This window comes from Pseudidiomarina woesei (assembly GCF_001418345.1).
Lineage (GTDB): Bacteria > Pseudomonadota > Gammaproteobacteria > Enterobacterales > Alteromonadaceae > Pseudidiomarina > Pseudidiomarina woesei.
Genome location: NZ_LIPW01000002.1, coordinates 309762 through 333350, shown reverse-complemented (window position 1 = coordinate 333350; position 23589 = coordinate 309762). Strand labels below are relative to the sequence as shown.

General features: G+C 47.1%; 23 protein-coding genes. 11 read left to right on the top strand and 12 right to left on the bottom strand.

Annotated features, from left to right (window positions below):
* Positions 1-136: 136 nt before the first annotated feature.
* The 3 genes from ASC40_RS05620 (at position 137) to ASC40_RS05610 (ending at position 4398) form a co-directional block, all read left to right on the top strand.
* Positions 137-721, top strand: coding sequence for a YceI family protein (locus ASC40_RS05620; protein WP_055438797.1), 585 nt, complete (start codon positions 137-139; stop codon positions 719-721).
* Positions 721-1170 (top strand): GNAT family N-acetyltransferase, encoded by a 450-nt coding sequence (locus ASC40_RS05615; RefSeq protein ID WP_055438796.1) that lies wholly within the window; start codon positions 721-723, stop codon positions 1168-1170. Before ASC40_RS05620 ends, ASC40_RS05615 begins: the two co-directional genes overlap by 1 nt.
* A gap of 63 nt (positions 1171-1233) precedes the next feature.
* Positions 1234-4398 (top strand): putative bifunctional diguanylate cyclase/phosphodiesterase, encoded by a 3165-nt coding sequence (locus ASC40_RS05610; protein ID WP_055438795.1) that lies wholly within the window; start codon positions 1234-1236, stop codon positions 4396-4398.
* A 36-nt stretch (positions 4399-4434) separates the two neighbouring features.
* Here the strand turns inward: ASC40_RS05610 and ASC40_RS05605 are convergent, their stop codons facing one another.
* Positions 4435-6471: a BCCT family transporter gene (locus ASC40_RS05605; protein WP_055438794.1), complete on the bottom strand. Its 2037-nt coding sequence runs from the start codon at positions 6469-6471 to the stop codon at positions 4435-4437.
* A 121-nt stretch (positions 6472-6592) separates the two neighbouring features.
* Between ASC40_RS05605 and ASC40_RS05600 the strand changes: the two genes are divergently transcribed.
* Complete coding sequence (locus ASC40_RS05600) at positions 6593-7954, top strand: SLC13 family permease (protein WP_055438793.1); 1362 nt, start codon at positions 6593-6595, stop codon at positions 7952-7954.
* A 39-nt stretch (positions 7955-7993) separates the two neighbouring features.
* Here the strand turns inward: ASC40_RS05600 and ASC40_RS05595 are convergent, their stop codons facing one another.
* Genes ASC40_RS05595 through ASC40_RS05575 form a run of 5 tightly spaced genes read right to left on the bottom strand, consistent with a single transcriptional unit; the run spans position 7994 to position 13197 of the window.
* Positions 7994-9349 carry an MBL fold metallo-hydrolase RNA specificity domain-containing protein gene (locus ASC40_RS05595; RefSeq protein WP_055438792.1) on the bottom strand — a complete coding sequence of 452 codons (1356 nt, stop codon included), beginning with the start codon at positions 9347-9349 and terminating at the stop codon, positions 7994-7996.
* A 20-nt stretch (positions 9350-9369) separates the two neighbouring features.
* Positions 9370-10836, bottom strand: a complete 1467-nt coding sequence (locus ASC40_RS05590; RefSeq protein ID WP_055438791.1) for a phospholipase D family protein — start codon at positions 10834-10836, stop codon at positions 9370-9372.
* Between the two features lie 2 nt (positions 10837-10838).
* Positions 10839-11039 carry a hypothetical protein gene (locus tag ASC40_RS05585; RefSeq protein WP_055438790.1) on the bottom strand — a complete coding sequence of 67 codons (201 nt, stop codon included), beginning with the start codon at positions 11037-11039 and terminating at the stop codon, positions 10839-10841.
* Positions 11023-12114 (bottom strand): ferrochelatase, encoded by a 1092-nt coding sequence (gene hemH, locus ASC40_RS05580; RefSeq protein ID WP_055438789.1) that lies wholly within the window; start codon positions 12112-12114, stop codon positions 11023-11025. The genes ASC40_RS05585 and hemH overlap by 17 nt, the downstream gene beginning before the upstream one ends.
* Positions 12115-12129: 15 nt before the next feature.
* Entirely contained in the window at positions 12130-13197 is a 1068-nt protein-coding gene (locus ASC40_RS05575) for a hypothetical protein (RefSeq protein ID WP_055438788.1), read from the bottom strand.
* Between the two features lie 166 nt (positions 13198-13363).
* On the opposite strand from ASC40_RS05575, the gene xthA reads away from it, so the two are divergent.
* Positions 13364-14173, top strand: coding sequence for an exodeoxyribonuclease III (gene xthA, locus ASC40_RS05570; RefSeq protein WP_055438787.1), 810 nt, complete (start codon positions 13364-13366; stop codon positions 14171-14173).
* 22 nt (positions 14174-14195) lie between these two features.
* On the opposite strand, the gene yfbV is transcribed toward xthA, so the two are convergent.
* Positions 14196-14603 (bottom strand): terminus macrodomain insulation protein YfbV, encoded by a 408-nt coding sequence (gene yfbV, locus ASC40_RS05565; protein WP_055438786.1) that lies wholly within the window; start codon positions 14601-14603, stop codon positions 14196-14198.
* Between the two features lie 169 nt (positions 14604-14772).
* On the opposite strand from yfbV, the gene ASC40_RS05560 reads away from it, so the two are divergent.
* From ASC40_RS05560 to ASC40_RS11750, 4 genes are read left to right on the top strand one after another with little or no spacing between them, the layout of a single operon-like run.
* On the top strand, positions 14773-15129 hold the full coding sequence (locus tag ASC40_RS05560; protein ID WP_055438785.1) for a Spx/MgsR family RNA polymerase-binding regulatory protein: 357 nt from the start codon (positions 14773-14775) through the stop codon (positions 15127-15129).
* Positions 15129-16253, top strand: a complete 1125-nt coding sequence (gene dapE, locus ASC40_RS05555; protein ID WP_055438784.1) for a succinyl-diaminopimelate desuccinylase — start codon at positions 15129-15131, stop codon at positions 16251-16253. Before ASC40_RS05560 ends, dapE begins: the two co-directional genes overlap by 1 nt.
* On the top strand, positions 16247-16963 hold the full coding sequence (locus ASC40_RS05550) for a M15 family metallopeptidase (RefSeq protein WP_055438783.1): 717 nt from the start codon (positions 16247-16249) through the stop codon (positions 16961-16963). The genes dapE and ASC40_RS05550 overlap by 7 nt, the downstream gene beginning before the upstream one ends.
* Complete coding sequence (locus ASC40_RS11750; RefSeq protein WP_169782086.1) at positions 16963-17127, top strand: DUF2897 family protein; 165 nt, start codon at positions 16963-16965, stop codon at positions 17125-17127. Before ASC40_RS05550 ends, ASC40_RS11750 begins: the two co-directional genes overlap by 1 nt.
* Here the strand turns inward: ASC40_RS11750 and purC are convergent.
* The 3 genes from purC to dapA are packed head-to-tail and all read right to left on the bottom strand — an operon-like array spanning position 17124 to position 19840.
* Positions 17124-17837 carry a phosphoribosylaminoimidazolesuccinocarboxamide synthase gene (gene purC / locus ASC40_RS05545; protein ID WP_055438782.1) on the bottom strand — a complete coding sequence of 238 codons (714 nt, stop codon included), beginning with the start codon at positions 17835-17837 and terminating at the stop codon, positions 17124-17126. The genes ASC40_RS11750 and purC overlap by 4 nt on opposite strands.
* A gap of 45 nt (positions 17838-17882) precedes the next feature.
* Positions 17883-18953, bottom strand: a complete 1071-nt coding sequence (gene bamC / locus ASC40_RS05540) for an outer membrane protein assembly factor BamC (protein ID WP_055438781.1) — start codon at positions 18951-18953, stop codon at positions 17883-17885.
* An 11-nt stretch (positions 18954-18964) separates the two neighbouring features.
* Positions 18965-19840 carry a 4-hydroxy-tetrahydrodipicolinate synthase gene (gene dapA / locus ASC40_RS05535; RefSeq protein ID WP_055438851.1) on the bottom strand — a complete coding sequence of 292 codons (876 nt, stop codon included), beginning with the start codon at positions 19838-19840 and terminating at the stop codon, positions 18965-18967.
* Between the two features lie 145 nt (positions 19841-19985).
* Here dapA and bcp point away from each other — a divergent pair, with 145 nt between their 5' ends.
* Positions 19986-20456 carry a thioredoxin-dependent thiol peroxidase gene (gene bcp, locus ASC40_RS05530; protein WP_055438780.1) on the top strand — a complete coding sequence of 157 codons (471 nt, stop codon included), beginning with the start codon at positions 19986-19988 and terminating at the stop codon, positions 20454-20456.
* On the opposite strand, the gene ASC40_RS05525 is transcribed toward bcp, so the two are convergent.
* Positions 20453-21529 carry an AI-2E family transporter gene (locus ASC40_RS05525; protein ID WP_055438779.1) on the bottom strand — a complete coding sequence of 359 codons (1077 nt, stop codon included), beginning with the start codon at positions 21527-21529 and terminating at the stop codon, positions 20453-20455. The two genes, bcp and ASC40_RS05525, sit on opposite strands and share 4 nt — an antisense overlap.
* 158 nt (positions 21530-21687) lie before the next feature.
* Here ASC40_RS05525 and bepA point away from each other — a divergent pair, with 158 nt between their 5' ends.
* Positions 21688-23148, top strand: coding sequence for a beta-barrel assembly-enhancing protease (gene bepA / locus ASC40_RS05520; RefSeq protein ID WP_055438778.1), 1461 nt, complete (start codon positions 21688-21690; stop codon positions 23146-23148).
* On the opposite strand, the gene ASC40_RS05515 is transcribed toward bepA, so the two are convergent.
* The gene (locus tag ASC40_RS05515) at positions 23113-23577 is read right to left on the bottom strand and encodes a TlpA family protein disulfide reductase (RefSeq protein ID WP_055438777.1); all 465 of its coding nucleotides are present in this window, start codon (positions 23575-23577) and stop codon (positions 23113-23115) included. The two genes, bepA and ASC40_RS05515, sit on opposite strands and share 36 nt — an antisense overlap.
* Positions 23578-23589 lie beyond the last annotated feature (12 nt).

The window sequence follows — 23589 nt, the reverse complement described above, 5'->3', positions numbered from 1 at the left end:
TGTTAATCCTGTCTCCTGTGTGATGTGCAGCGACATGATACACCTAAACACGAATTTAAGCTGCAGCTTCAGCGTAAGGCTCGAGCAAAGTCCCACTTTATGCTATCTTGTATAGCCCAACAAGAGGAGTAAATGTATGTCTCTGAAACATATTTTTTTAGCAAGCGCCGCTTCTTTAGGCATCGCATCAACTGCCGCACTGGCCGACACTTGGCAATTAGACAGCGATAGCTCTGTACTGAATTTTGTGTCCGTCAAAAATGACCATGTTGATGAAACCCACCGTTTTACTGACATTCAAGGCTCATGGGCAGATAACGAAGTGACCATTGAAATACCGGTGACTAGCCTAGACACACAAATTCCGATTCGTAACGAGCGTATGTTAAAGCATTTATTCAATGCTGAAGACTACAGTATAGTCAGCGCAACGGCGAATTTAGAAGAGAAGCTATTGACTGACATGCCGGTTAGCGACTCGTTGCAGCTAATGGTTGATATTACAGTGTTCATTGCCGGTAAAAGCGAAACCATACAAAGCGCCCTGCAAGTAACTCGCTTGGGCAGCGACCGCTTTTTGGCGACCACAACTCAACCGATAAATATCGACGCCAAAGCTTTTGGTTTAGTTGCAGGAATTGACCAACTGCGTGAAATTGCGGGTCTGCAACGTATTGACTACAACGTGCCTGTTACCTTCAGCGTACAGTTTACTCGCTAATGGCTGAGGTTCGTTTGGCACAAGCGCAGGACATTGCGCAAATTGAAGCCCTCGAGTTAGCGACCTACGCGCACGAGGGCTACCCCGCCGCTCTTTTTTACCAAGCTCTTGCACAATGGCCAGCCGGTTTCATTGTGTACTGCGAAGCCGACTGTGTTCTTGGGTATTTGTTAGCAGCCCCTGGGCAAGCTAATGAACAGTGGATTATGTCTGTGTTAATTGCTGAACAAACCCGAGGGAAAGGCGTCGGTAAACAGCTGTTGGCCTATTATTTAAATGGCTTGGCGGCCAAGTCAGAGTCAGCAACACAAATAAAGCTTACTGTTGCGCCATACAACCATGCAGCAATTGCCTTGTATGAAAAGTATGGCTTTAAAAAAATCGACTTTTTACCTAAATTTTTAGGCCCAGATGCCGATCGTATACTTATGGCGTTGCAAGCTAGTTGACCGACAACTGGCTTGTTACATATAGTGACGAAATAAGAACATAAATAATAAAAGGCAATCATCTTGGCCAAGCTTCGCGTAAATCCTTATGTCGTCTCGGCGGCCTTATTCACCATGCTCATCGCAACCTTAACCATAGGTGCGCTTGGTTTTTTGATGAATACAGTAGTAGAACCTGAGAGCTTGTTTGAGCGCATGTTATCAAACACAGCCTCACTACTGAGCATTGCCATTGGTTTAGCCATTGCCGGACTATTGTTTAAACGCCCAGCAATACAGCGAGCAGCTTGTATTGGCATTTTATTGCTTGCTCTGCACAGCCTGTTAGTTGGAACGAACTTAGCGAACATTTTGTTTATGTCGTGGCTAAACCAGGTAGAAGCCACGTTTTCGTCCGCCACTATTGTTTTGTGTACCATACTCAGTGTTATGCTGGGGTTGAATCCAGATCATCCCATACAACGGCTGTGGATACGTGTCACCTCCGCACTGGTTATTATTGTCTCAACCGCCATGTTAGCCCTGCACGCCACTCCCGATGGCTTTATGCTGGTTGGCCCACACCCTGATATAACCAGTTTGGCTGGGGTACTGTTCCTAATTATCGGTATTGCCTATCAGTTGCTTTCATTACAGCGAAACCAACGCCCTGCACTGCCATCAAAGCCCGCCATGTTGGTTGGCACTCTGTGTATTGTGCTAACCGGGTCGCTCTGGTATTTCATGGGCTACCACAGTTTAAAAGATATTCAGAACGAAGCTGAACGTGAAATTGAACGCATCGCCAATGCTCGCGCTACCATGGCAATGGTTAATGTGCAATTAATGGAACGCATGACCGAACGCTGGGAAGTAGCTGCTCGCAATAACCAACCTTTCAATAAACATGCCGATGTTCAAGCTTACCTGCGCGACATTCCGCATTTATTGAGCGTGACCGCGTTAAATGAATCTCGTTCATCAATGTGGCATCAGTTTAGCGAATCAGCACTAAAGTCCGGTCATAGCATACTGGCCGATGCAGAAGTTCAGCAATGGTTGATGGAAGACCATTCAGATACTTCTTTTTTAATTCCCGAGGTACCTTTTATAAATACGCAGTTTACCGCATTGGCTGTGATGATGGTGCCAATTGGTGAGGAAGTTAGCGACGTTCGATTTCTGTTTGCGGTGTTCGATTTAAATCGCATGATGAACCCTACCATACGCCTAATCAATGACCATATTAAAATTTATACGCAACTAAACGAAACTGTTGAGCGTAGTTTTGAAAGCAATAAACCAAGCCATAATAATGAATTAGTATTGGCAAGCACGACTCTAGCTATGTCGCACGGGCCTGAGCTAACCTTGCATGCCACGTTGTACGACTTCAAAGAGCTTAGCACCGCAGCAAACATGCGTACCGCTATCGTGGCGCTTGGTATTTTATTTAGCCTTGCATTTGTACTTATGATTGAGCAAAACGCTGCGCTGCGCCGCCACAGTTTGCGCTTGGCACGTACACAACGAAAATTACGACAACAGCAACATGAACTTACGCTAAACGAGCAGCGCTTTAAAAGCTTATTCAGTCACCACCCCGATCCGGTCTTTTCATTAGACTGTGATGGGCAATTTACTCATGTCAACGATGCGTTCTGTGAGCAAGTGGAAGTTACCCGTGAACAAGCACTGCAATTGCACTTTGGGGTGTTTTTAAATGACCAAGAATTAATTAGAGTCGGTAACATTTTTAAGCAAGTAACGAGTGAAGGTGAGAGTCAACGTTATGAGACTCAAATTGCAACCTATACCACTAAAACCCCAAAGATTTTCGATATTACCAATTTACCAATCATCGTTAGTGGCAAAATACTCGGCACCTTTGGTATCGGAAAAGATGTCACCCACCTGAAAGAGCAAGCGGCGCTGTTAGCGTATCAAGCTGGCCATGACGGTTTAACCGGCCTACTAAATCGGGCCGCCCTTGAGCAACACCTGCACGAGCTCATTCAAAAGCAGCAGCAAGGTCCACACGATGGCGTTATGGCTGTGCTGTTTATCGATTTAGATGGTTTTAAGCCAGTTAATGACAAATTAGGGCTTGAAGTAGGCGATGAAATATTGCGCCAAGCCGCAGCACGGTTAGAGTCTTTAAGCCAGAAAAATGATTTGGTGGCACGTTTTGGCGGCGATGAATTTGTGTTTGTACGGTTCAATTTCAGCTCGCAAGCGCAGGTAGAAGAATTCGTAAAACACACCATGCAGTTCATTGATGAACCCTACCAGGTGGGTGCACTTGGCAGCCAGCAAAAAATCTACCTCACCGCAAGCATTGGGGTGACTCTTTATACCCCACAAGTGAAACAAGCGGTTACCTTGATACAGCAAGCTGATGTGGCTATGGCTCGCGCTAAACAACAAGGTCGCAATCACTACCAGTTTTTCAGTAGTCAGCGTAAATCAATGTCGCAAAGCGATATTATCTTGCGTAGTCAGTTTCAGCATGCCATCGATACTGAAAGCTTGCAGTTACACTATCAACCGATTATCGATCTAAACACGGGTAAATTAGCCTCTGTAGAAGCGCTTATGCGCTGGACCAAAGAAGACGGAAGTAGTGTATCGCCAGGTGAATTTATTCCCCTAGCTGAAGCTACAGGGCAGATCATTCCGGCCGGAGCTTGGTCATTGCGGCAAGCATGTACTGATATTCACATTTTGCAGCAGCATGGAGTGCCCCGTGTCGCGGTTAACCTATCAGCGTTGCAGTTTCATAGAGCCAATTTTTTCGACCAAATTGAGCAAATTTTAGCCGAAACTAACACACCAACTCACATGCTGGAGCTGGAGTTAACCGAGAGTATTTTGATGGAAAATACATCAAATGCCATTCAGGTTCTTGAGCGGTTGCGAAATTTAGGCATTGGCGTTGCCATTGATGATTTTGGTACCGGTTTCTCAGGCTTGAGTTACTTAAAAACTTTACCTGTATCTAAATTAAAAGTAGACCGTGCTTTCATTAAAGAACTGAGTGAGTCTTCTAGCGACCAAGTCATTACGCAAGGTATTATCAATATGGCTCATCAAGTGGGGCTTGAAGTGGTTGCTGAAGGGGTTGAAACTGGCGAGCAAGTGCAGTTATTGAAACAATATGGCTGTGGCTTTGCCCAAGGTTTTTACTATGTGCGCCCCATGGCTTTAGCCGATTTAATTATGTATTTAAAAACCACCGACCTGGTTTAGGCCGGTGGTTTTTCATCGTTGGCAGAGCAACGAGTGCTACGACGTTTTTAAGTCGTCATCATGCTCTTGCAAGTTCCACGGCAAGCTGGCCGGTGAAATATGCATAAACTGCAAGTAGTTCTCAAACTGGTTAATCACGTCATTGATAATATCATTCGGTTCATAACCATATAAGTCATAGGCTTGCCCGCCTTGGCGCAAAAACACTTCGGCACGATAATACTCACGATCGCGCTTATCGCTTTTATCACCACTCATAGCGAACTGAGGTCGTTGGTACGCACGCATGCGAACTTCATAATTAAAGTCGACTTCATTTTCCTTCTGTACCGTCAAAATTGCGCGAATGTTCTCCGCTTCATAGTGTGTTTTAGCATCCCAGCCTTTACCACCTAGCTCTTTGGCAACATCGCCAAGACACTCCGTAACCGTATGCTCAATGAACTCACGCACTTCGGTTTGTCGCGGAAAATCAACCACTCCAGCTAGACGCTTCTTCCAGTACCCAGGCCCAGCGTGAACACCACGTCGATGTGTGCGCATAGCGGTTTTCAAGCTTTGGTATTGATGCCCTTCAATAACGAGGGCTCGCCACATGCCAAAGGCTGCTATCAGAATAATCACGGCAAACGGTAAAGCACTGGTTATTGACGCTGTTTGCAGTGCCCCTAACCCACCAGCTAATAACAGCACACCGGCCACTAAACCTTCAAGGGTTGCCCAAAACACGCGTTGCCATACAGGAGTTTCACTCACACCACCTGAAGCTAGCGAGTCAATAACCAAGGAGCCTGAATCTGATGACGTAACAAAGAAAGTTACAATAAGAATTACAGTGGCAATAGACAATAGATTCGTCCACGGTAAGTTTTCATAAAGCTTAAATAACGCAATAGCTTCATCATTTTGTACTTCGGTAATCAGCGTTGTATAACCTTCATTCATGATCATATTTAGCGCGGTGTCGCCAAATACGCTAAACCAGAAGAAGGTAAACATGGTAGGAACAAACATAACGCCAAACACAAATTGGCGAATTGTGCGGCCGCGGCTAATTTTCGCGATAAAGAGGCCGACAAACGGCGCCCAAGCAATAGTCCAACCGAAGATGAATAGCGTCCAGTTACCAATCCAGTCGCTGCGTGAATAAGCTTGCAGATTAAAGGTACGCTCAACAATATTATTCAAGTACGAGCCTGTATTCTGCAAGTAAGTTTCTAGAATATGTACTGTTGGCCCCGAGAAGAACACAAAGAATAAAATAAGCAGTACCAAAACCATATTCACATAAGATAAACGCTTCACGCCTTTGTCTAAGCCGGCAACCACCGACATAATGGCAAACAACGTGATCACGCCAATAGCGATAACTTGTACTGTGGTACTAATAGGTATTTCGGGCCACAAGTAGTTCAAGCCAGCGTTTATTTGAATGACCGACAGACCCAATGTGGTGGCAATACCGAACATGGTGCCCAAAATAGCAAAGGTGTCTACCGCATGCCCGGCTGGCCCATGAATTTTCTCACCAATAATAGGGTACAACGTAGAACGCATTGATAATGGCAAGCCATGACGAAACGAAAAGTATGCCAACACCAAACCAACTAAACCGTATATGGCCCAAATATGGAAACCCCAGTGAAAGTAAGCTATTTGCATAGCTTGCTTAGCCGAGTCAACGGTTTCTGCAGCCCCGACTGGAGGGTTGGCGTAATGCAGCACGGGCTCTGCCACACCAAAAAACAGCAAGGCAATACCATAACCGGCTGAAAACAGCATCGCAAACCATGCAGGGAAACTATATTCGGGCTCTGCGTGATCAGGGCCAAGTTTAATACGCCCCCACTTTGATACCGCAACCCCAACGATGAACACCAGAAAGATGGCTACAGCAAGCATGTAAAACCAGCCAAAGTCTTTCGTTATCCAGGCCAGTACGTCACTAAAAACATTGCCAGCTAATTCTGGGTTACTTAAAGTACCAATCACCAACAAAGCAATAACAGCTACAGCCGGTATAAAAACCGGAAGTAGTATTGCGGAGTTCCATTTAGGTTTGGTATGTGCCATTCGCCTTACTCCTTGTTGAATTTGTTATTTAACCCTATGCGTATAAAGCAAAAATTTCAAATCGCGTTCAGTTCTGATAATTTATTAGCTTAGGTTATTCACCCATAAAAGGAAAAAATTCATGCTGCATCGCATTGCCGGCCCAGCGGCTGCCATTATTGGCTATTTTATCGCTGTTTTTGGCTTTAATATGCCGCCAGCGGCCGCATGGACACTTGCCACCACCATTTGGGTGGCTTGGTGGTGGATAACCGAAGCCTTGCCGCTACCAGTAACCTCGCTGCTGCCCTTTGTGCTGTTACCGTTGGGCAACATTGCCAATGTTGGTGAGGTATCTGCAGCACTGGGTAACCCAATAATCTTATTGTTTATGGCAGCGTTTATGCTCGCCAAAGCGGTTGAAATTAGTGGTGTGCACAAACGTATTGCCATGGGTGTGGTACGCCGCCTTGGGCAAACCAGTGCACGGCGTATGGTGTTCGCCTTTATGGTGGCTACGGCGTTCTTATCAATGTGGATCTCTAACACGGCGGCTGTCTTGGCCCTACTTCCTGTGGCCTTGGCACTTGCAGACAGCAGTGACGACATTAATTTTCAGCGCGCTTTGCTGCTCGGTTTAGCCTATTCTGCTTCGGTAGGCGGTATCGCAACTCTCATAGGTACTCCCCCCAACCTTATTTTTGCTTCTGTTTATGAAAATATGACCGGCACTAACTTTGGTTTTATGCGCTGGATGACTATTGGTTTGCCCCTTGTGGTTGTTGCTATTCCGGTAATGGCTTGGTGGCTTACGCGCAACTTAACCGCACAAAATTCGCTACATATTGAAGCGGTTGGGCCAATGCGAAGCGCTGAAAAACGGGTGTTACTTGTTTTTGGGGTAGTTATTGTGTTGTGGATGACCCGCACTGCCCCGTTTGGTGGTTGGAGCTCATGGCTCGGGCTGGGGGGTGTTGGCGACGCCACAGTGGCATTTATGGGCGTTCTTGCGTTGTTTATCTGGCAAGATAATAACAACAATGCGTTGCTTGAATGGCGCGATGCTGTCGCTATTCCTTGGGGAATTTTGTTGTTATTTGCTGGCGGTATTGCACTTGCAAATGGTTTTGTGAGCAGCGGCCTAAGCACTATTATTGGTGACGGCCTGCAAGGGCTTGCCGGCCTCCCCTTGTGGTTACTTATTTTAAGTTTGGCGCTGGCTGTCAGTTTCTTAACCGAAGTCACATCAAATACCGCTACCGCGACGTTACTGATGCCGGTGCTTGCTGCCGCGGCTTTTGCTTTAGAGTTGCCACCTGAAATGTTGATGATTCCAGCAGCAATTGCCTGTAGCTGTGCGTTTTGCTTACCTGTTGCTACGCCACCCAACTCTATTGTTTTTGCGGCTGAACGATTAACCATTAAGACCATGGTCCGCGAAGGTATGGCGCTAAATATCATTTTGGCGGTGTTAACCACCGCGGTAGTCATGTTACTGGTGTAACCGTGCGCCGCTCAGCGTTCACACATCGAGCTTGGGCGGCTACAAATGCAACACACCCATATAGTCCGCTATATTAACGTCGTACGAAGTGGTCTGCTTTAGGTAGTCAGACATCGCCTCAAGCGCGTCGGGCTCGCCATGTACCAAGTGAACTTGCAAGTCATGCGGCAGCTGTGAGTTTTTTAACCAGTCCCCAATTTCACTGTAATCAGCATGCCCCGACAACCCGTCAAGGTGGCGAATACGGGCTTTTACTTGTAACCACTCCCCGTGTACCTTGATGCGCTCAACCCCTTGCGACATTTTGGCGCCACGAGTACCACCAGCTTGGTGACCAGAAAACAATACCGTTGCACGATGATCAGCTAACCAATGTTTAAAGTGGTGCAAAATACGCCCCCCTGTAGCCATACCACTGCCGGCAATAATAATGTGCGGCCCGGTTTGTTTGGCAATAGCTTTTGAGTCTTCAACGCTGCGGGTTTCGGTTACAGCTTGGTCAGCGGCATGACACTGTGCTGCTGTTAACTTATGAAATTCATGATGGCGGCTATAAATATCGGACGCTTTAATGGCCATTGGGCTATCTAAAAAAATTGGTAAGCGCGGTATTTTTCGTTCAGCCATGAGTGTTGCCAACATGTGCTCAAGCACTTGCGCTCGCCCCACAGCAAAACTCGGGATAAGCAATACACCGCCATTGCCGGCTGCTTCATTGACCACATCGGTAAGCTGCTGCCAAGGGTCTTCAGGATGATGACGTCTATCACCGTAAGTTGACTCGAGCAACAGCACGTCAACCGCAGGCATTGGCTCAGGTGGCTTCATCAGTATATCGTTAGGCCGCCCTACATCACCGCTAAAGCCAATTCGTTTGCCATTGTGCTCAGCAATGACACTGGCAGCACCCAGAATATGGCCGACAGGGTTTAAACAAAAGGTAATATCGCCCACATTAAACTGTGTTTTAAAATCAACCGAGTGTAGCAATTTTAACGCCGCGTCAGCCGTTGCTTCGTCATACAAGGGCTCAGGTTGTTGGTGGCGTGATAATTTGTGACGCTGATAGAATTTGGCATCTTCTTCTTGAATTCGACCGCTATCTGGCCACAGCAACCCGCACAAATCGGCAGTTGCATGGTGGGTAAATACTGGCCCGCGAAAACCATGTTTATAAAGTACTGGAATAAAGCCTGAATGATCTAAATGCGCATGAGTCAGCACAATAGCATCGACGTTTTGAATGCCCATAGGCAAAGGCTGCCAGTTTCGCCGCCGTAACCATTTGTAGCCTTGAAATAAGCCGCAATCAATTAACACACGAGTGGTATCGGTTTCCAGTAAATACTTTGAACCAGTGACGGTTTCGCAACCACCCAAAAAAGTTAAATGCATAACTAGCTCCTACAGGTTACTTACAGCAACCAATCGATAGGCAGCTTGGCTAAGGTAAGCATACCTAAACGCCGCCACCAAGATACCCCAGGTTCACTTGCATATCGTGTAACCCGCGGCCCTAATCGCTCTTCCCAGTACAAGTTATCATTATCGTCAATGCCAACGCGATACGCATAATTAGGTACGGTGTTAATAAACGCATGGTCAATTTGTTCGGCTAAGAGGTTGCTATGAATAACGAATCCCAGTTCGGTATTTAATTGCAGAGAGCGCGGATCAAAGTTGAACGAACCTAAAAATACACGTTGTTTGTCGACACTAAAAGTTTTTGCATGCAAGCTTGATGCTGACCCACCAAAGCGTTCTTTGCCTTTAAGGCGTTGACGACGCAGCTTGCGTTCTTGCTTGCGCGCCAGCGGCGACACTTTTTGCACTTCGTAAATTTCAATGCCTGCGCGCAATAATACTTTGCGCCATTTCGCATATCCTGCATGCACCACGGCCACGTCAGTGGCTTCTAAAGAGTTGGTTAATATGGTTATTGCAACGCCTTGTTGAGCAAGTTCACATAACTGCCGCGTGCCTTCAGCGGTGGGTACAAAGTAAGGTGACACCAAACGCACGCATTGCTGCGGGCTGCCAATCGCTTGCTGTAGTTGATATACTAAGTGTTGCTTTTGGTTGGCCAGCCCTAAGGTTTTTTTCGGGTCGTCTACCACAAGGTGTACTTGCGCCCAAACAAACTCAATTTGCCGAGTCATGAAATTTTGTACAAACGGCATATTTCGCACGGCGTCTACATACTTTTTCGCTTGCGGATCAGACTCAATGACGCTGGCACGGCGCTCAAGTTTCGCCAAGCTTTGTGGCTTGGTTAAGGTAAACAGCTTCGCCAGCGGTACCGCCAATGCGCTGTTCCAGTAGGCCGAAAACTCATGGTTGGCTTCCGCCACGACTGGGCCCACCATTAACGCATCTAAATCGGCAAACACCAAATCATCGTGCGCCGCAAAATATTCATCCCCAATGTTGCGGCCACCGCTAATTAATACTTGCTGATCGGCAATGAATGCCTTGTTGTGCATGCGCCGGTTTACGCGCTTAAAGTCCACCAAATAATTAATAAATCGAGGGCGACGCAATCGTAACGGATTATACAAACGCACTTCTATGTTGGGGTGGCTTTGCAAGCCAATTAAGGTAGCATCTAGCCCTGCGGTGCTATGGTCATCTAGTAACAGACGAACGTGCACGCCGCGCTCAGCGGCTTCGTGCAAGGCCTCAAAGAGTAAAGTTCCGGTACGATCGTTACGCCAAATATAATATTGCACATCCAGTGAAAACTGCGCTTGGCGGGCCAGTAACACGCGCGCGGCGAATGCTTCGCGCGCTTTAATTAATGGCAACACCCCACTTTGCTCGGGGTGCTGCGCTAGCAGCGGTTCAAGTACTTCTGCAAAACGCCCGCGTGGCACGTGCTTCATGACTATTCCGTGTCGTCGTCCTCTGGGCTAATGGCGCCAACGCATAGGCGACAATCGCCGGTGTCTTCTAGTGAGCGTTCAACATAACGCATTTTATGTTTTGCACGGCCACGATTAGCTGATATTTGATAAACCTGTTGCCGTTTCTCGTCGTCAGCGTGTGGCGCGTTGTCGGCGGCGTTAGTTTCAGCTTTTTTGTTCATGCTTCACCTCCAAATCTTTGGCACGCTGGGCACGTTGCGGCTCATCATGCTCTACCCCCCAGCCATGAAGGTTGTCTTGCACTATCTGGGCTAGCGCATCAATATGCAGTGGCTCTGCATTAAGCGCTGGTATATAAGCATAGTCGCTTCCACCGGCTTCCATAAAATACTCGCGGTTTTCTTCGCCTATTTCTTCAATGGTTTCCAAACAATCGGCACTAAACCCAGGGCATACTACCTGAATATTTTTAATTCCTTGCCCAGGAAGCGCTTTAAGCGTCGCGTCGGTATATGGTTGCAGCCACTCTTCACGGCCAAAGCGCGACTGAAAGGTGGTGACATATTGGTCTTTTTCAAGCCCTAGTTGCTCGGCAATCAAACGCGACGTTTTGTGGCATTCACAATGGTATGGATCACCGTTATGCAGGTATTTCAGTGGTACGCCATGGTATGACAACACCAATTTCTGCGGTTTGCCGTGGGTTTCCCAAAAACGTTGAATGCTGCTTACAACTGCAGCAATGTAGGCCGGATGGTCATGGTAATGACTAACAAAGCGAAAGTCCGGTAACCAACGGCGCTTCACAAAATCGGCGCTGACGGCGTCAAACGTTGAGCCACTGGTAGCCGCTGAATATTGCGGGTACAACGGCAACACTATAATTTTACGCGCGCCAGCATCAAATAGCTCTTGCAGGCCGCTGGCTAGTGATGGGTTACCATACCGCATCGCGTACTTAACCACGACATCATCGCCGTAGCGCTCTGCTAATTTAGCTTGTAACGCCTGTTGCTGGTCGTGAGTGTGGAATAACAACGGCGAGCCGCGCTCTGTCCACACGGTTTTATAAGCCGCAGCAGAGCGTTTGGGGCGAATACGTAAAATAATTCCATTAAGAATCAGCCACCACAGGGCGCGTGGAACTTCCACCACGCGAGGGTCAGACAAAAACTCGCGCAAGTACTTGCGTAAGGCTGGTGTTGTGGGCGCATCAGGGGTACCTAGATTAGTTATCAAAACCCCAATACGGTCGGTTTGCTGGTGAGAAAATTTCGGGCTACCGGTAAAGCGCATAACAACAACTCCGTGTTAGGTCCACAATTGAATTTTACGTTTAATTTCACCGCTGGTAATCCATTCGCGTAGTTGATCAGCCATACGTTGACCTTGATCAACAGCTTGCTGCCAATACTTGAAACGATCTTCCACCGACAGCTTGGCAAAATCAGTACGGTCTGGAATTTTCCCATACGGTAACGACGCTATAAATTCGGGCGATGGCGACATAAAGATCACATTCGGCCATTGCTCCCCTTTGGTACGTCGCCATTTCAGGCTTTTATCAAACCAACCCGGTACCACTTGATGATAAAAGTGCGGGTACAACACCAAGCCATCCACTTGGCTAAAGTCTAAATCAAAATGGTAATCGGTAATGCCACCGTCGCGGTACATGCCAGGTGGCGCGCCAGGAATATCGCGCACGCCTTCAAGCACCATGGGAATAGAGCCCGTAGCCAACAGCGCAGACTTAAAATTATCGTCACGCAATGGCGCAAATGAGGTAGGAATATCGTGCCAGCCTTGTGCAAAACGCACTTCAGACTGCGGGTGATGAAATATCACGCGGTCATAAAACTTACCAAGAAAACGACGGTTCACCGCGTTGGCCGCGGCAGAACCAAGTAAACCTGCCATTTGGCGTTTCCCATTGTGAGCTGTTAAACCACGGCAACGGGTAACTATCCAATGATGACGAAACATGTCCTGCTGCAAAATTTGCGGCACCACTTCATCGGGAATGTATTCGTGCAACAACTTAATTGCTTCGTCAGTAATTTCACGAACATCTGGTTTTGCGCTGTATGTTTGAGTGCGATATAACCGACAAAATAAGTCACTTGCAGCAACAGGATCGGCTTGACCTAAGCTTGCAAAGCGCCACGCCCCTGCCGAAGTACCTAACATATCCAGTGGGCGGGTGCGCTGGCTGAAAAACTCACCGAACAAATACTTATCAAGCCCTTGTAAAACAAACCATTTGGGACCACCAGAGGCACCTAACAACAAGCCGATATCATCAGCTTTGAGGCCTTGCTCTTGTACCTGACGCCAAGCATCTCGCCCAGCTTTAAGAGTTAACCAATCAGTGGTCATACGGCAATTTTCCTTTACTTCACTTTGGTGCTGTTAAATTCTTTTTTTATTGTGTCAATTGAGTATATCGAAAAACCTTCCGCGGCACAGCTGCTGTCGCCTCGATTGTGGCAATCTGATATGCTTTATCTCTTATTATTCACCTGCGACCAAACAGAGACTATAAATGAAAGTTATCTCTTTTAATATCAATGGTATTCGTGCGCGTTTACACCAACTTGAAGCATTAATCGCTAAGCATCAGCCAGACATCATTGGTTTACAAGAAACCAAAGTTCATGACGAACAGTTTCCGCAAGAAGCCGTGGAAGCTATGGGTTATCATGTCATTTTTCATGGCCAGAAGGGTCACTATGGCGTTGCGTTATTGAGTAAAAAGCCACTTGAAAACCCAATGTTAGGCTTTCCTAATGACGGTGAAGAAGCTCAACGCCGAATGATTATGGGCGACTATGTCTCCGACAACGGCGAGCGCGTTCGCGTATTAAACGGTTACTTTCCGCAAGGTGAAAGCCGTGACCATCCGCTTAAATTTCCTGCAAAAGAAAAGTTTTATGCTGATTTAATGACATATTTGCAAACCGAGCTAAAACCAGAGCAACCGGTTATTGTAATGGGCGACGTAAACATTTCACATCAAGACTGCGACATTGGCATTGGTGACGATAATGCAAAACGCTGGCTGCGCACGGGTAAATGTAGTTTCTTACCAGAAGAACGCGCGTGGTTGAACACCCTTCTCGATTGGGGCTTGGTTGACACTTATCGCCAACAACACCCAGATGTTACTGATCAGTTCAGCTGGTTTGATTACCGCTCGCGCGGCTTTGATGATAACCGTGGGCTACGTATTGATCTTATTCTCGCCACCGAAAAACTTGCCGCACAGTGCACCGACAGCGGCATAGACTATGAATTACGCGGTATTGAGAAGCCGTCTGATCACGCGCCTATTTGGAGCGTGTTCTCAGCTTAAAACGCGGTAAGTTGTCGCCAGCTCAATGCTCTTCTGGCGGCAACTCATGCAAGGCTTTACGCAGCATTTTAGCTAAGTGCATATAGGTAGGCTTGCGTTCGGCTTGTACGCCTAATTTGTGTGCGAGGTCTTGGTACCATTTGTGCAATCGCGGTGTTAACTGACTATTCGCTCGGCGCCCTAGCCAAAACCACCCTTGAAATGGCATCGAAAGTAAAAACAATGAGGTCACTAATGCTTGCGGCAACAGGTGCTCGCCCTGCCACTGCCATTGCACAGCAAGATTTATAACCGCCAATGCCGGCATCCACTTGGCGGCGAATGCTACTGCCGGTATCACTCGAGTTTCTGTCATCGCCGCAACAACGGCGTGGCGAGGCCAGATGCGTGCATAGTCTTGGCCGGTTTTTAATGTTTTAAAAATGCTCATATGTACCTTTTTGTACGTTTATCAATCAGCACAAAATAATATTGCAATACAATAGCTTACTAACTTCAATTCAGCTAACTAACAGAGTTATCCACATAAATTGTGGAGAATTCACAACAGCTTTGCCAAAATGGCATTTCTTTTTAAAAACAACACGAGTATGACACGAATGACTAATACAGTAGTATACGGAATTCCGAATTGTGACACCGTGCGTAAAGCTCGCAAATGGCTAGAGCAACAGCAAGTAACATTTAAATTTCACGATGTCAGAGCCGACCCCGTGAGTGCCGATGAAATTCACAATTGGCTGCAACAGCTTGGTATCGATACTGTATTGAATAAGCGAAGTACTGCTTGGCGTCAATTATCTGCGACCGAACAATCGGTTACCGACAACGCTGACGTGGTTGCGCTATTACAACGTCACCCTACCCTTATGAAACGCCCGTTGTTGGTTACTAACAACCGCTATTGTGCCGGTTTTAAAGAAGCCGACTGGCGCAGCGCTCTGGAGCTTGGCTAATGGACACCATTGCCCTAACCTGTGAGTTGATTAAACGTGCTTCGGTCACGCCAAAAGACGAAGGCTGCCAACAATTATTGGGCGAGCGTTTAGCCAAAGTAGGTTTCAATTTAGAAACCATGGTATTTGAAGATACGACCAACTTATGGGCGCGACGCGGTAGCGAAGGGCCGGTATTTTGCTTTGCTGGCCACACCGATGTGGTACCTGCCGGTGCGGAACATGCGTGGACCTACCCACCATTTTCAGCCACCCAAAAAGACGGTTATATTTATGGTCGCGGTGCCGCTGATATGAAGGGCAGTTTGGCAGCGATGGTTGTTGCCACAGAACGCTTTGTTGCCAACCACCCCAACCACCAGGGCAGTATAGCTTTCTTGATTACCAGTGACGAAGAAGGCCCATTCATTAATGGCACTCCTAAAGTGGTTGAAACCTTAGAAGCGCGCAACGAGAAAATCAAATGGTGTTTGGTGGGCGAACCGTCGAGTACTAAAGAGCTCGGCGATGTGGTTAAAAATGGCCGACGCGGTAGCTTAACGGGTGACTTAACCGTATTCGGTATTCAGGGGCACGTTGCATACCCACACTTGGCAGAAAACCCATTCCACAAAGCCGCACCTGCACTAGCGACGCTGGCTCAAATGAGTTGGGACGACGGCAATAGCTCATTCCCACCCACAAGCTTCCAAATTTCGAATCTTCATGCTGGTACCGGTGCTGGCAATGTCATTCCTGGCGAATTACAGGTTCAGTTCAACTTTCGTTTTAGTACTGAGTCAACCGCTGATGGCTTGAAGCAGCGTGTTACCGACTTGCTCGAGCAGCATGATTTAGATTATTCACTACAATGGAAATTAAACGGCGAACCGTTTTTGACTGATTCGGGTGATTTGGTTGATGCCACAGTTCAGGCTATAGCTGAACATACTGGGCGCTTACCGGAGCTTTCCACCGCCGGCGGAACTTCTGATGGTCGCTTTATAGCGCCTACCGGTGCTCAGGTTATTGAGTTAGGCCCAGTGAATGCAACCATACACCAAGTAAATGAATGCGTGCGCGAGGCTGATTTGGAAACGCTGACGCGCGTTTACGAAAAAATACTTGAGAATTTACTATGCTAACCACCGAACAGCTTTGTGGGCTGGCTGACTCCCACGTACAACAGGTAGCAGGCGAACGCGAAGGTATTCGCTTACAAGAAACTGTCGCGCAAGCATACCAAGCTATGCGCGAGGCTGCCGCTCAAGCTGGTGTCAGTATAGCCATTGCCTCGGCATTTCGTGACTTTCAACGGCAGCGAGCAATTTGGAACCGTAAGTTCACCGGTGAGGCCCCCTTGTACAACGACCACGGCGATCAGCTTGATCATCAGCAACTGAACACCGGTGAAAAAGTTGATGCTATTTTAACCTGGTCGGCACTTCCTGGCGCCAGCAGGCACCATTGGGGTACAGATTTTGACGTGTATGATCCAAGACCATTTGCTAGCGGCAAACAGCAGTTACAACTCGTCCCGAGCGAATACCAAGCCTCTGGCCCTTGTCACGCCATGCACCAGTGGCTTCGACAGCATGCGCGAGAGTTTGGTTTTTTCTTCCCTTATGCGCGCTATCAAGGTGGCGTAGCTGCCGAGCCTTGGCATTTAAGCCACTGCGCGCTCGCAACTGAAGCTCATGCCGCGCTTAGCTTAAGCGTCTTGCAGCAATGTCTTCAGCAACACGATATTCAGGGCAAAGGCTATGTATTAGAAAGGCTTGCCGATATTAAACAACGTTATGTTGACACTATTTGTCGCGCCGACATCGCGCCGGAGGATGTATGGTTTGGATAATGATACTGGTAGCAGTAGGCATTATTATTGGGAATTTGATGTTGTTGCGCCATTCGGCACACATAAAAATGCCGTCGCTGAAAGACAAACAGCCACGGCATTCAGATGATCAAGACGCCTGGGACAACGACGACTGGGACAAAGACAACTGGAATAAAGACTAAAGCGGCACGCCCAAGCGTGCGGCAACTTCTTCGTACGCTTCCACAACACCGCCGAGACCTTGACGGAAACGGTCTTTGTCTAATTTCTTACGAGTTTCTTTGTCCCACAAGCGGCAACCATCTGGGCTAAATTCGTCGCCCAATACTATGTTACCGTCGCCATCAACACCAAACTCTAATTTAAAATCAACAAGCAACATGCCCGCATCATCAAACAACGCAGACAATACGTCGTTCACTTGAAAGGTCAACTCTTTCATGCGTGCCAACTGCTCGGCGGTTGCCCAACCGAAACTAACAGCCAACGACTCATTAATCATCGGGTCATGAAGTGCGTCGTTTTTAAGAAACTGTTCAAACGTTGGCGGATTTAAAGCTTGCCCTTCGGTAACACCTAAACGCCGCACCAACGAGCCTGCAGCATAATTACGCACCACGCACTCAACCGGAATCATGGCAAGTTTTTTCACTAAGGTTTCGGTATCGCTCAGCACGGTGTCTAGCTGAGTTGGAATACCAGCGGCCTCAAGCTTGGCCATAATAAAGTTGTTAAACTTGTTATTGACCATGCCCTTGCGATCAAGCTGCTCAACTTTTTCACCGTCAAATGCTGAGGTGTCATTGCGAAACTCCAGAATTAACCGCTCAGGGTTATCCGTGGTGAACACAGTTTTGGCTTTACCCCGATATAATTCAGTACGTTTTTCCATGAGCAGCTGTATCTCCGAAACAGTTAGCGATTAAAAGTGCGCCTATTATAAGCTACTTTGGTTGCGAATTTCAGCAGCAAACGGTGCAAAAATATCATTGACCTGCGCAGGTGAAATAGCTTCGCCAGCACGGAACAATGTAATCGATGTACGTTGCCGATTACCCGTTACTTTAATTTCGTAGTCGCCGCTTGGTAATGCCACTTTAGCGCCATCGTTGTCACGCCAAAACGCCAGCGAACTGCCGCTGTTGTCTGCATCATACGAAGCATAATATCGGCCTGTTTGTTGGTTATAATCGTCAACATCAAAGCCTAATTCGGTGAGTACTTCGTTCATGACGCCCCAAGTAAAATTAAAGCTCGCACTCACAATAATGGCGGCAAAGCCATCTTCGTCAAAGCCAGCTTGAATATTCACGGCGCCCTCATCAGTGACGCTTGCAACACCTCGAGCTTGAGTAATTGCAATCTCACTTACCAGAGTATTCAGCACTTGCGCTGCTGCGTCGTCATCACGATGGGCCAAATAGACCTCATCAACTTGTACGCCATTACTGCTCACATTGCGTTGTAAGACATTACTTAACAAAGCTGTGGTACGACCATGTCCGGCGGTGTCGAGGTTGATTTCAAATTGGCGCTGAATCACGATTTCCGTGTCATCTTCGCCATATTCAAATGACTCCGACAACCAATCAATAACTAAACGTTGCTTTTCTTGTTGTTCAGCAATAGTCCAGCCGCGAGTCGCCGCGCCTTGCAGCAAGCCTTGCCAGACATAATTTTCGACGTCGTCCATGCCATCTAATTCATCGAAATAGATGCGTGTTTTGGTTTCGTCTTCTTCGACGCGACTACCATCGGCCACAGGCCACACTAATTTTGGTGCTAACACCACAACATTTGACCCAATTGGCGTGCTATGTGCCGCTTGCGGTACTTCGTAACGGTTGCTACTTTTTGGTAACTGTTTACCGGGCGCTGGCTGTAATTGCTTATCGCTTTTTACATGAAGGTAGTCAAAGTCGCCCATCGCTTGCTCTTTTGGCGTAAAGCTACAGGCACTGACCAGCACTGCTGCAACACCGGCCAACACAAATAAATTCGCTTTCATTATTGCTCCGCTTAAATTAATTCTGCTTGTTTTAATGCTTGTTCGATATGTTGTTGTTGCAGAAGTTCCGGCTCTGTCATCGGTAATCGATAATTCGCTTCAAGCTTACCCATAAGTGACAACGCCCACTTCACTGGTATCGGGTTTGACTGTACGAACATAGCCTCATGAATAACTGCCATCTGCGCGTCAATGGCTTTCGCTGTTGCGGCATCACCATTGGTTGCGGCAGTCACCATTGCTTTCATTTGCGCCGGCATAACATTCGCAGTGACACTAATCACACCATGGCCACCTTGCAACATAAACTCACAGCCAGTGCCATCATCACCACTCAACAAAATAAATTCATTGCCGCATAACTGTTTTAATTGAGCCACTCGAGACACATCGCCCGTCGCTTCTTTTATGCCAACAATATTTGGAATTTGCGCTAATTCAGCAACTTGTTCAGGCAAAATATCGGCCGCTGTTCGCCCAGGTACGTTATACAACAACTGAGGTAAATCTGACGCTTCTGCACAGGCTTTATAATGTGCCAACAAGCCGCGTTGCGATGGCTTGTTATAGTAAGGATTAACGTTTAAAAAGCCTTGAATAGGCAGGTTTGCCATGCGCTCGGTTAGATGCACAGCTTCAGCTGTAGCATTTGAACCATTACCCGCAATGACATCAATACGCCCAGCAGCAAGTTCAGCCACAGCCGATACCACTAAAATGTGCTCATCATGACTCATCGTGGCTGATTCACCGGTGGTGCCCATGGCCACAATCGCATCAGTACCCGCTTCACAGTGCCAGTTCACCAATGCTTCAAGTGCGTTATAGTCCACGTTCCCCTGCTGAGTAAACGGCGTCACTAACGCAACAATACTACCTGTTAACATACTGCCCCCAATAATTTGTGCTACCGCAATGGTACTTTTACCGCCTTGTAATAACAAGGCTGCGCTGCTCTTTGCGTGTTCGCAACGCTTCTTTTATGATAAAAAGCCTGTGGCAAATCTTTTACACTGGCTAGTTGGAGAAACTATGAATACCTTAAAAGCAGGTGATAAAGCCCCTCAATTTACCCTTCCGAATGCGAATAATGAGCCGGTATCGCTCAGCGACCTACTCGCACAAGGCCGCGTGCTAGTCTATTTCTACCCGAAGGCCATGACACCTGGCTGCACCGTGCAAGCGCAACAACTGCGCGACCATATGCAACAATTACAACAACACCAAGTACAGGTAGTCGGCATTAGTACTGACGAGCCAAAGCGCTTGGCTAAATTTACCGAACGCGATCAACTTAACTTTACCTTACTCGGTGATGTTGACCACCAGGTTGCTGAAGCCTTCGGAGTATGGGGCTTGAAAAAATTTATGGGCCGCGAATACGACGGTTTGCATCGTATTAGTTTTTTAGTTAACCAAGACGGCACCATTGCCCATGTATTCAACAAGTTCAAAACCAAAGACCACCACCAAGTGGTTTTAGATTACTTGGCGCAAGCTTAAGTTTGATGTTCGCCTGACGTTGGCTCAGATTTTGATGACAGCGCCGTAATAACGGCCTTCACTAAACTGGCCAACGGAATGGCAAAAAACACGCCCCAGAAGCCCCACAAGCCACCAAACACTAACACCGCCGCAATAATATAAACAGGATTCAGACTGACCGCTTCGGAAAACAACAACGGCACCAACAAGTTCCCGTCTAACGCTTGAATGATCAGATAAACAATCATGACCCAAGCAAACATGCCGGTCCAACCAAACTGGAACAACGCCACCAGGAATACTGGTAGCGTAACCACAGCTGCACCGATATACGGAATTAACACAGAAAACCCGACTAGCACGGCCAACAAGGCCGCATAGCGCAAGTCAAAAAGCGCGAAACAAATATAGGTAAACACGCCAACCACCACAACTTCCACGGCTTTGCCACGAATATAGTTCATGATCTGCACGTTCATTTCGTCACTAACTTGAGCAATAAGACGACGGTTTTGCGGCAAGATTTTATTCACATGTTCCAATAAATGCTGTTTATCTTTCAGCATAAAGAACACCAACAATGGCACCACAATCAAGTAAATCAGTAATGCCATAATGCCAATAATTCGGCTTAATGATTGGCTTAACAAGGTTTCACCAAACAGCAATGCCCGATTGGTCGTGGTTTCAATAAAATCGTTAATATTGGCTTGCGTAATATATTCAGGAAACAATTCAGGAAGGCGGTTTAACAGCACTTTAAACTGCGAAAACATTTGCGGGAGTTCGCCTATTAAAGCCACAGATTGCTGCCAAACAACTGGAACTAAAAAGAGCATTAGCGCGACAATAATAGCGATAAAACTAGTGTAAACCACCAATACGGCGCTTAAGCGTGGTAAGCCCGTTGCGGTTAATCGTTGCACGGGCCATTCAAGTAAATAGGCTAACACCAATGCCACCAGCAATGGTGCCAAAATGTCGCTAAATAAAATAATTAGAGCGAAGCTAGTCAGTAGCAACAAAAACAAGGTGATGGCATCGGGATCTGAAAACTTACGGTTGTACCATTGTTTCATGTAGTTAAACATGTAAACCCACTCCAATTGTTTGAGTAAAAGCGTTGCATGCTTTCTCGAGATACCACATCATAGCTGTGAACACGCATAAGTTACAGTATTGAGCCTGCAAATTAGGAACCTTTTCACAAATTTATACTCGAACATTGCAGGTTTATCAGGCGCAAATAATGAAGCAGTTACTTTCAACAATTTCAGCTCTCGGCTTAGCCATTGGCGTAAGCTACTCAGCAGCCTCATTGGCACAGGAACGCTTACCAGAAATTGGTACTGCGGGCGCTTCGGTGATGACCATCGAGCGCGAACAAATTTTTGGCGACATGTATATGCGCCAATTACGGGCCATGGCCCCTATGGTACACGACCCCGTTTTAGACGAATACATTCAAGATATTGGCTCACGTATTGTGCGCGAAGCTGAAGGTGTTAAATTTCCTTTTACGTTTTTCTGGATTAATCAGAAAGATATCAACGCATTCGCGTTTTTTGGCGGCTATGTCGGCATGCACACCGGCTTAATCACTGAAGCGCGAACCGAGTCTGAGTTTGCATCAGTACTTGCGCATGAAGTGGCTCACGTTTCACAGCGGCATATTGTCCGTAATATGGAGCGTATGTCGAATAACTCACCAACCATGATGGCTGCGGTATTAGGCTCGATCATATTATCAGTGATTAACCCGCAACTTGGTATGGCCGCACTAAGCGGAACCATTGCTGGCGGCCAGCAAATGCAAATTAACTATACCCGGCAGTTTGAACAAGAAGCCGACCGTGTTGGTTTTGATATATTAAGACGTGCTGGATTTGACCCGCAAGGCGCAGTTGACTTTTTTAGTCGGTTAACCGAAAAATTTCGTTATATGTCGCGGCCTCCGGAATTTTTGTTAACCCACCCATATAGCGAAAGCCGGCTGTCGGAAATGCGGGCACGCACAGCGCTATTGCCCCGTATTGCGCCGCGCGACGAAAGCACTTTCTTATTGGCCAAGTACCGCGTGCAAGTACGTTATACACAAACGCTAACCGAAAGCACGTTGCGACAAGAAATGAGCGACCCTAACTTGCCGACTGAGCGCGTACGCGCTGCTCGCTACGGGTTAGCCATATTCATGCTGGATAATCAACGCCATGCTGAAGCCGAGCATATACTTAAGCCATTAATAACTGCGCAACCTTACAACACGTTCTACCTTGATGTTCAAAGTGACATTTTGTTGGCGAGTCAGCGTTACGAGGAAGCTCTTGCGTTGCTTGAAAAAGCCTATATACGCCAACCCAATGAACAAACCATCACGATTAATTTTGCCAACGTCGCTATTGAAGCGAAACAATATAGCCTAGCCATTTCGTTGTTACGTGAATATTTGCAACGCGAAAACGACCACATATTGGCTCTTGACCTATTAGCCAAAGCATATCGTTTAAGTGGTGATATGAGTGCCATGCATGGCGTTATGGCCGAGTCGGCAGCTTTATATGGCGCTTTTGACCAGGCTATTGAGCATTTACATAAAGCCCACAAGCAAACGGGTATCGAGATTGAAAAACGCCGCTTGCAGGCGCGTATTGAGCAACTTATGGCACAAAAATCTTTACTCGAGAGTATCAGCTCCGGTAGCCGCGGCTAAACTTTGTAGGGTCTGCTCACCTAGCAGCGGACCCTTCACTTCGCCTTCTGGTGTAACAATATAGGTAGCAGGTAAGGCGTTAGGCATTGCAAATGGTAAATTAGGCGCCGGTTCATTCTGAATTAGGGTAAATTCTATATTGTACTTTTGCTTTAGCGCAGCAAGCTCTTCATTATTTAAGCCATCAAAGCTAACCCCTAGTAGCGTCACTTGATCACCATATAAGTGATGAAATTCGTTCAGCTCAGGCAACTCACGCAAACATGGAGCACACCACTCAGCAAAATAATTCACCACAACATATTGGCCTTTTAATTGCTGCCATGCTAAGCCACCACGTTCATCGGTTTGAAAATCGCTAGCTGGCTGGCAAGCGCTTAAAAGCCCCACACTTAGCGCTAAAATTACGGGCAAAAATCGACAACGCATACACTTTCCCTT

Coding starts and splice junctions, on each gene's coding strand:
- ASC40_RS05620 (WP_055438797.1), top strand. CDS start 137: ATGTCTCTGAAACATATTTTTTTAGCAAGCGCCGCTTCTTTAGGCATC.
- ASC40_RS05615 (WP_055438796.1), top strand. CDS start 721: ATGGCTGAGGTTCGTTTGGCACAAGCGCAGGACATTGCGCAAATTGAA.
- ASC40_RS05605 (WP_055438794.1), bottom strand. CDS start 6,471: ATGGCACATACCAAACCTAAATGGAACTCCGCAATACTACTTCCGGTT.
- ASC40_RS05600 (WP_055438793.1), top strand. CDS start 6,593: ATGCTGCATCGCATTGCCGGCCCAGCGGCTGCCATTATTGGCTATTTT.
- ASC40_RS05595 (WP_055438792.1), bottom strand. CDS start 9,349: ATGCATTTAACTTTTTTGGGTGGTTGCGAAACCGTCACTGGTTCAAAG.
- ASC40_RS05590 (WP_055438791.1), bottom strand. CDS start 10,836: ATGAAGCACGTGCCACGCGGGCGTTTTGCAGAAGTACTTGAACCGCTG.
- ASC40_RS05585 (WP_055438790.1), bottom strand. CDS start 11,039: ATGAACAAAAAAGCTGAAACTAACGCCGCCGACAACGCGCCACACGCT.
- hemH (WP_055438789.1), bottom strand. CDS start 12,114: ATGCGCTTTACCGGTAGCCCGAAATTTTCTCACCAGCAAACCGACCGT.
- ASC40_RS05575 (WP_055438788.1), bottom strand. CDS start 13,197: ATGACCACTGATTGGTTAACTCTTAAAGCTGGGCGAGATGCTTGGCGT.
- xthA (WP_055438787.1), top strand. CDS start 13,364: ATGAAAGTTATCTCTTTTAATATCAATGGTATTCGTGCGCGTTTACAC.
- yfbV (WP_055438786.1), bottom strand. CDS start 14,603: ATGAGCATTTTTAAAACATTAAAAACCGGCCAAGACTATGCACGCATC.
- ASC40_RS05560 (WP_055438785.1), top strand. CDS start 14,773: ATGACTAATACAGTAGTATACGGAATTCCGAATTGTGACACCGTGCGT.
- dapE (WP_055438784.1), top strand. CDS start 15,129: ATGGACACCATTGCCCTAACCTGTGAGTTGATTAAACGTGCTTCGGTC.
- ASC40_RS05550 (WP_055438783.1), top strand. CDS start 16,247: ATGCTAACCACCGAACAGCTTTGTGGGCTGGCTGACTCCCACGTACAA.
- ASC40_RS11750 (WP_169782086.1), top strand. CDS start 16,963: ATGATACTGGTAGCAGTAGGCATTATTATTGGGAATTTGATGTTGTTG.
- purC (WP_055438782.1), bottom strand. CDS start 17,837: ATGGAAAAACGTACTGAATTATATCGGGGTAAAGCCAAAACTGTGTTC.
- bamC (WP_055438781.1), bottom strand. CDS start 18,953: ATGAAAGCGAATTTATTTGTGTTGGCCGGTGTTGCAGCAGTGCTGGTC.
- dapA (WP_055438851.1), bottom strand. CDS start 19,840: ATGTTAACAGGTAGTATTGTTGCGTTAGTGACGCCGTTTACTCAGCAG.
- bcp (WP_055438780.1), top strand. CDS start 19,986: ATGAATACCTTAAAAGCAGGTGATAAAGCCCCTCAATTTACCCTTCCG.
- ASC40_RS05525 (WP_055438779.1), bottom strand. CDS start 21,529: ATGTTTAACTACATGAAACAATGGTACAACCGTAAGTTTTCAGATCCC.
- bepA (WP_055438778.1), top strand. CDS start 21,688: ATGAAGCAGTTACTTTCAACAATTTCAGCTCTCGGCTTAGCCATTGGC.
- ASC40_RS05515 (WP_055438777.1), bottom strand. CDS start 23,577: ATGCGTTGTCGATTTTTGCCCGTAATTTTAGCGCTAAGTGTGGGGCTT.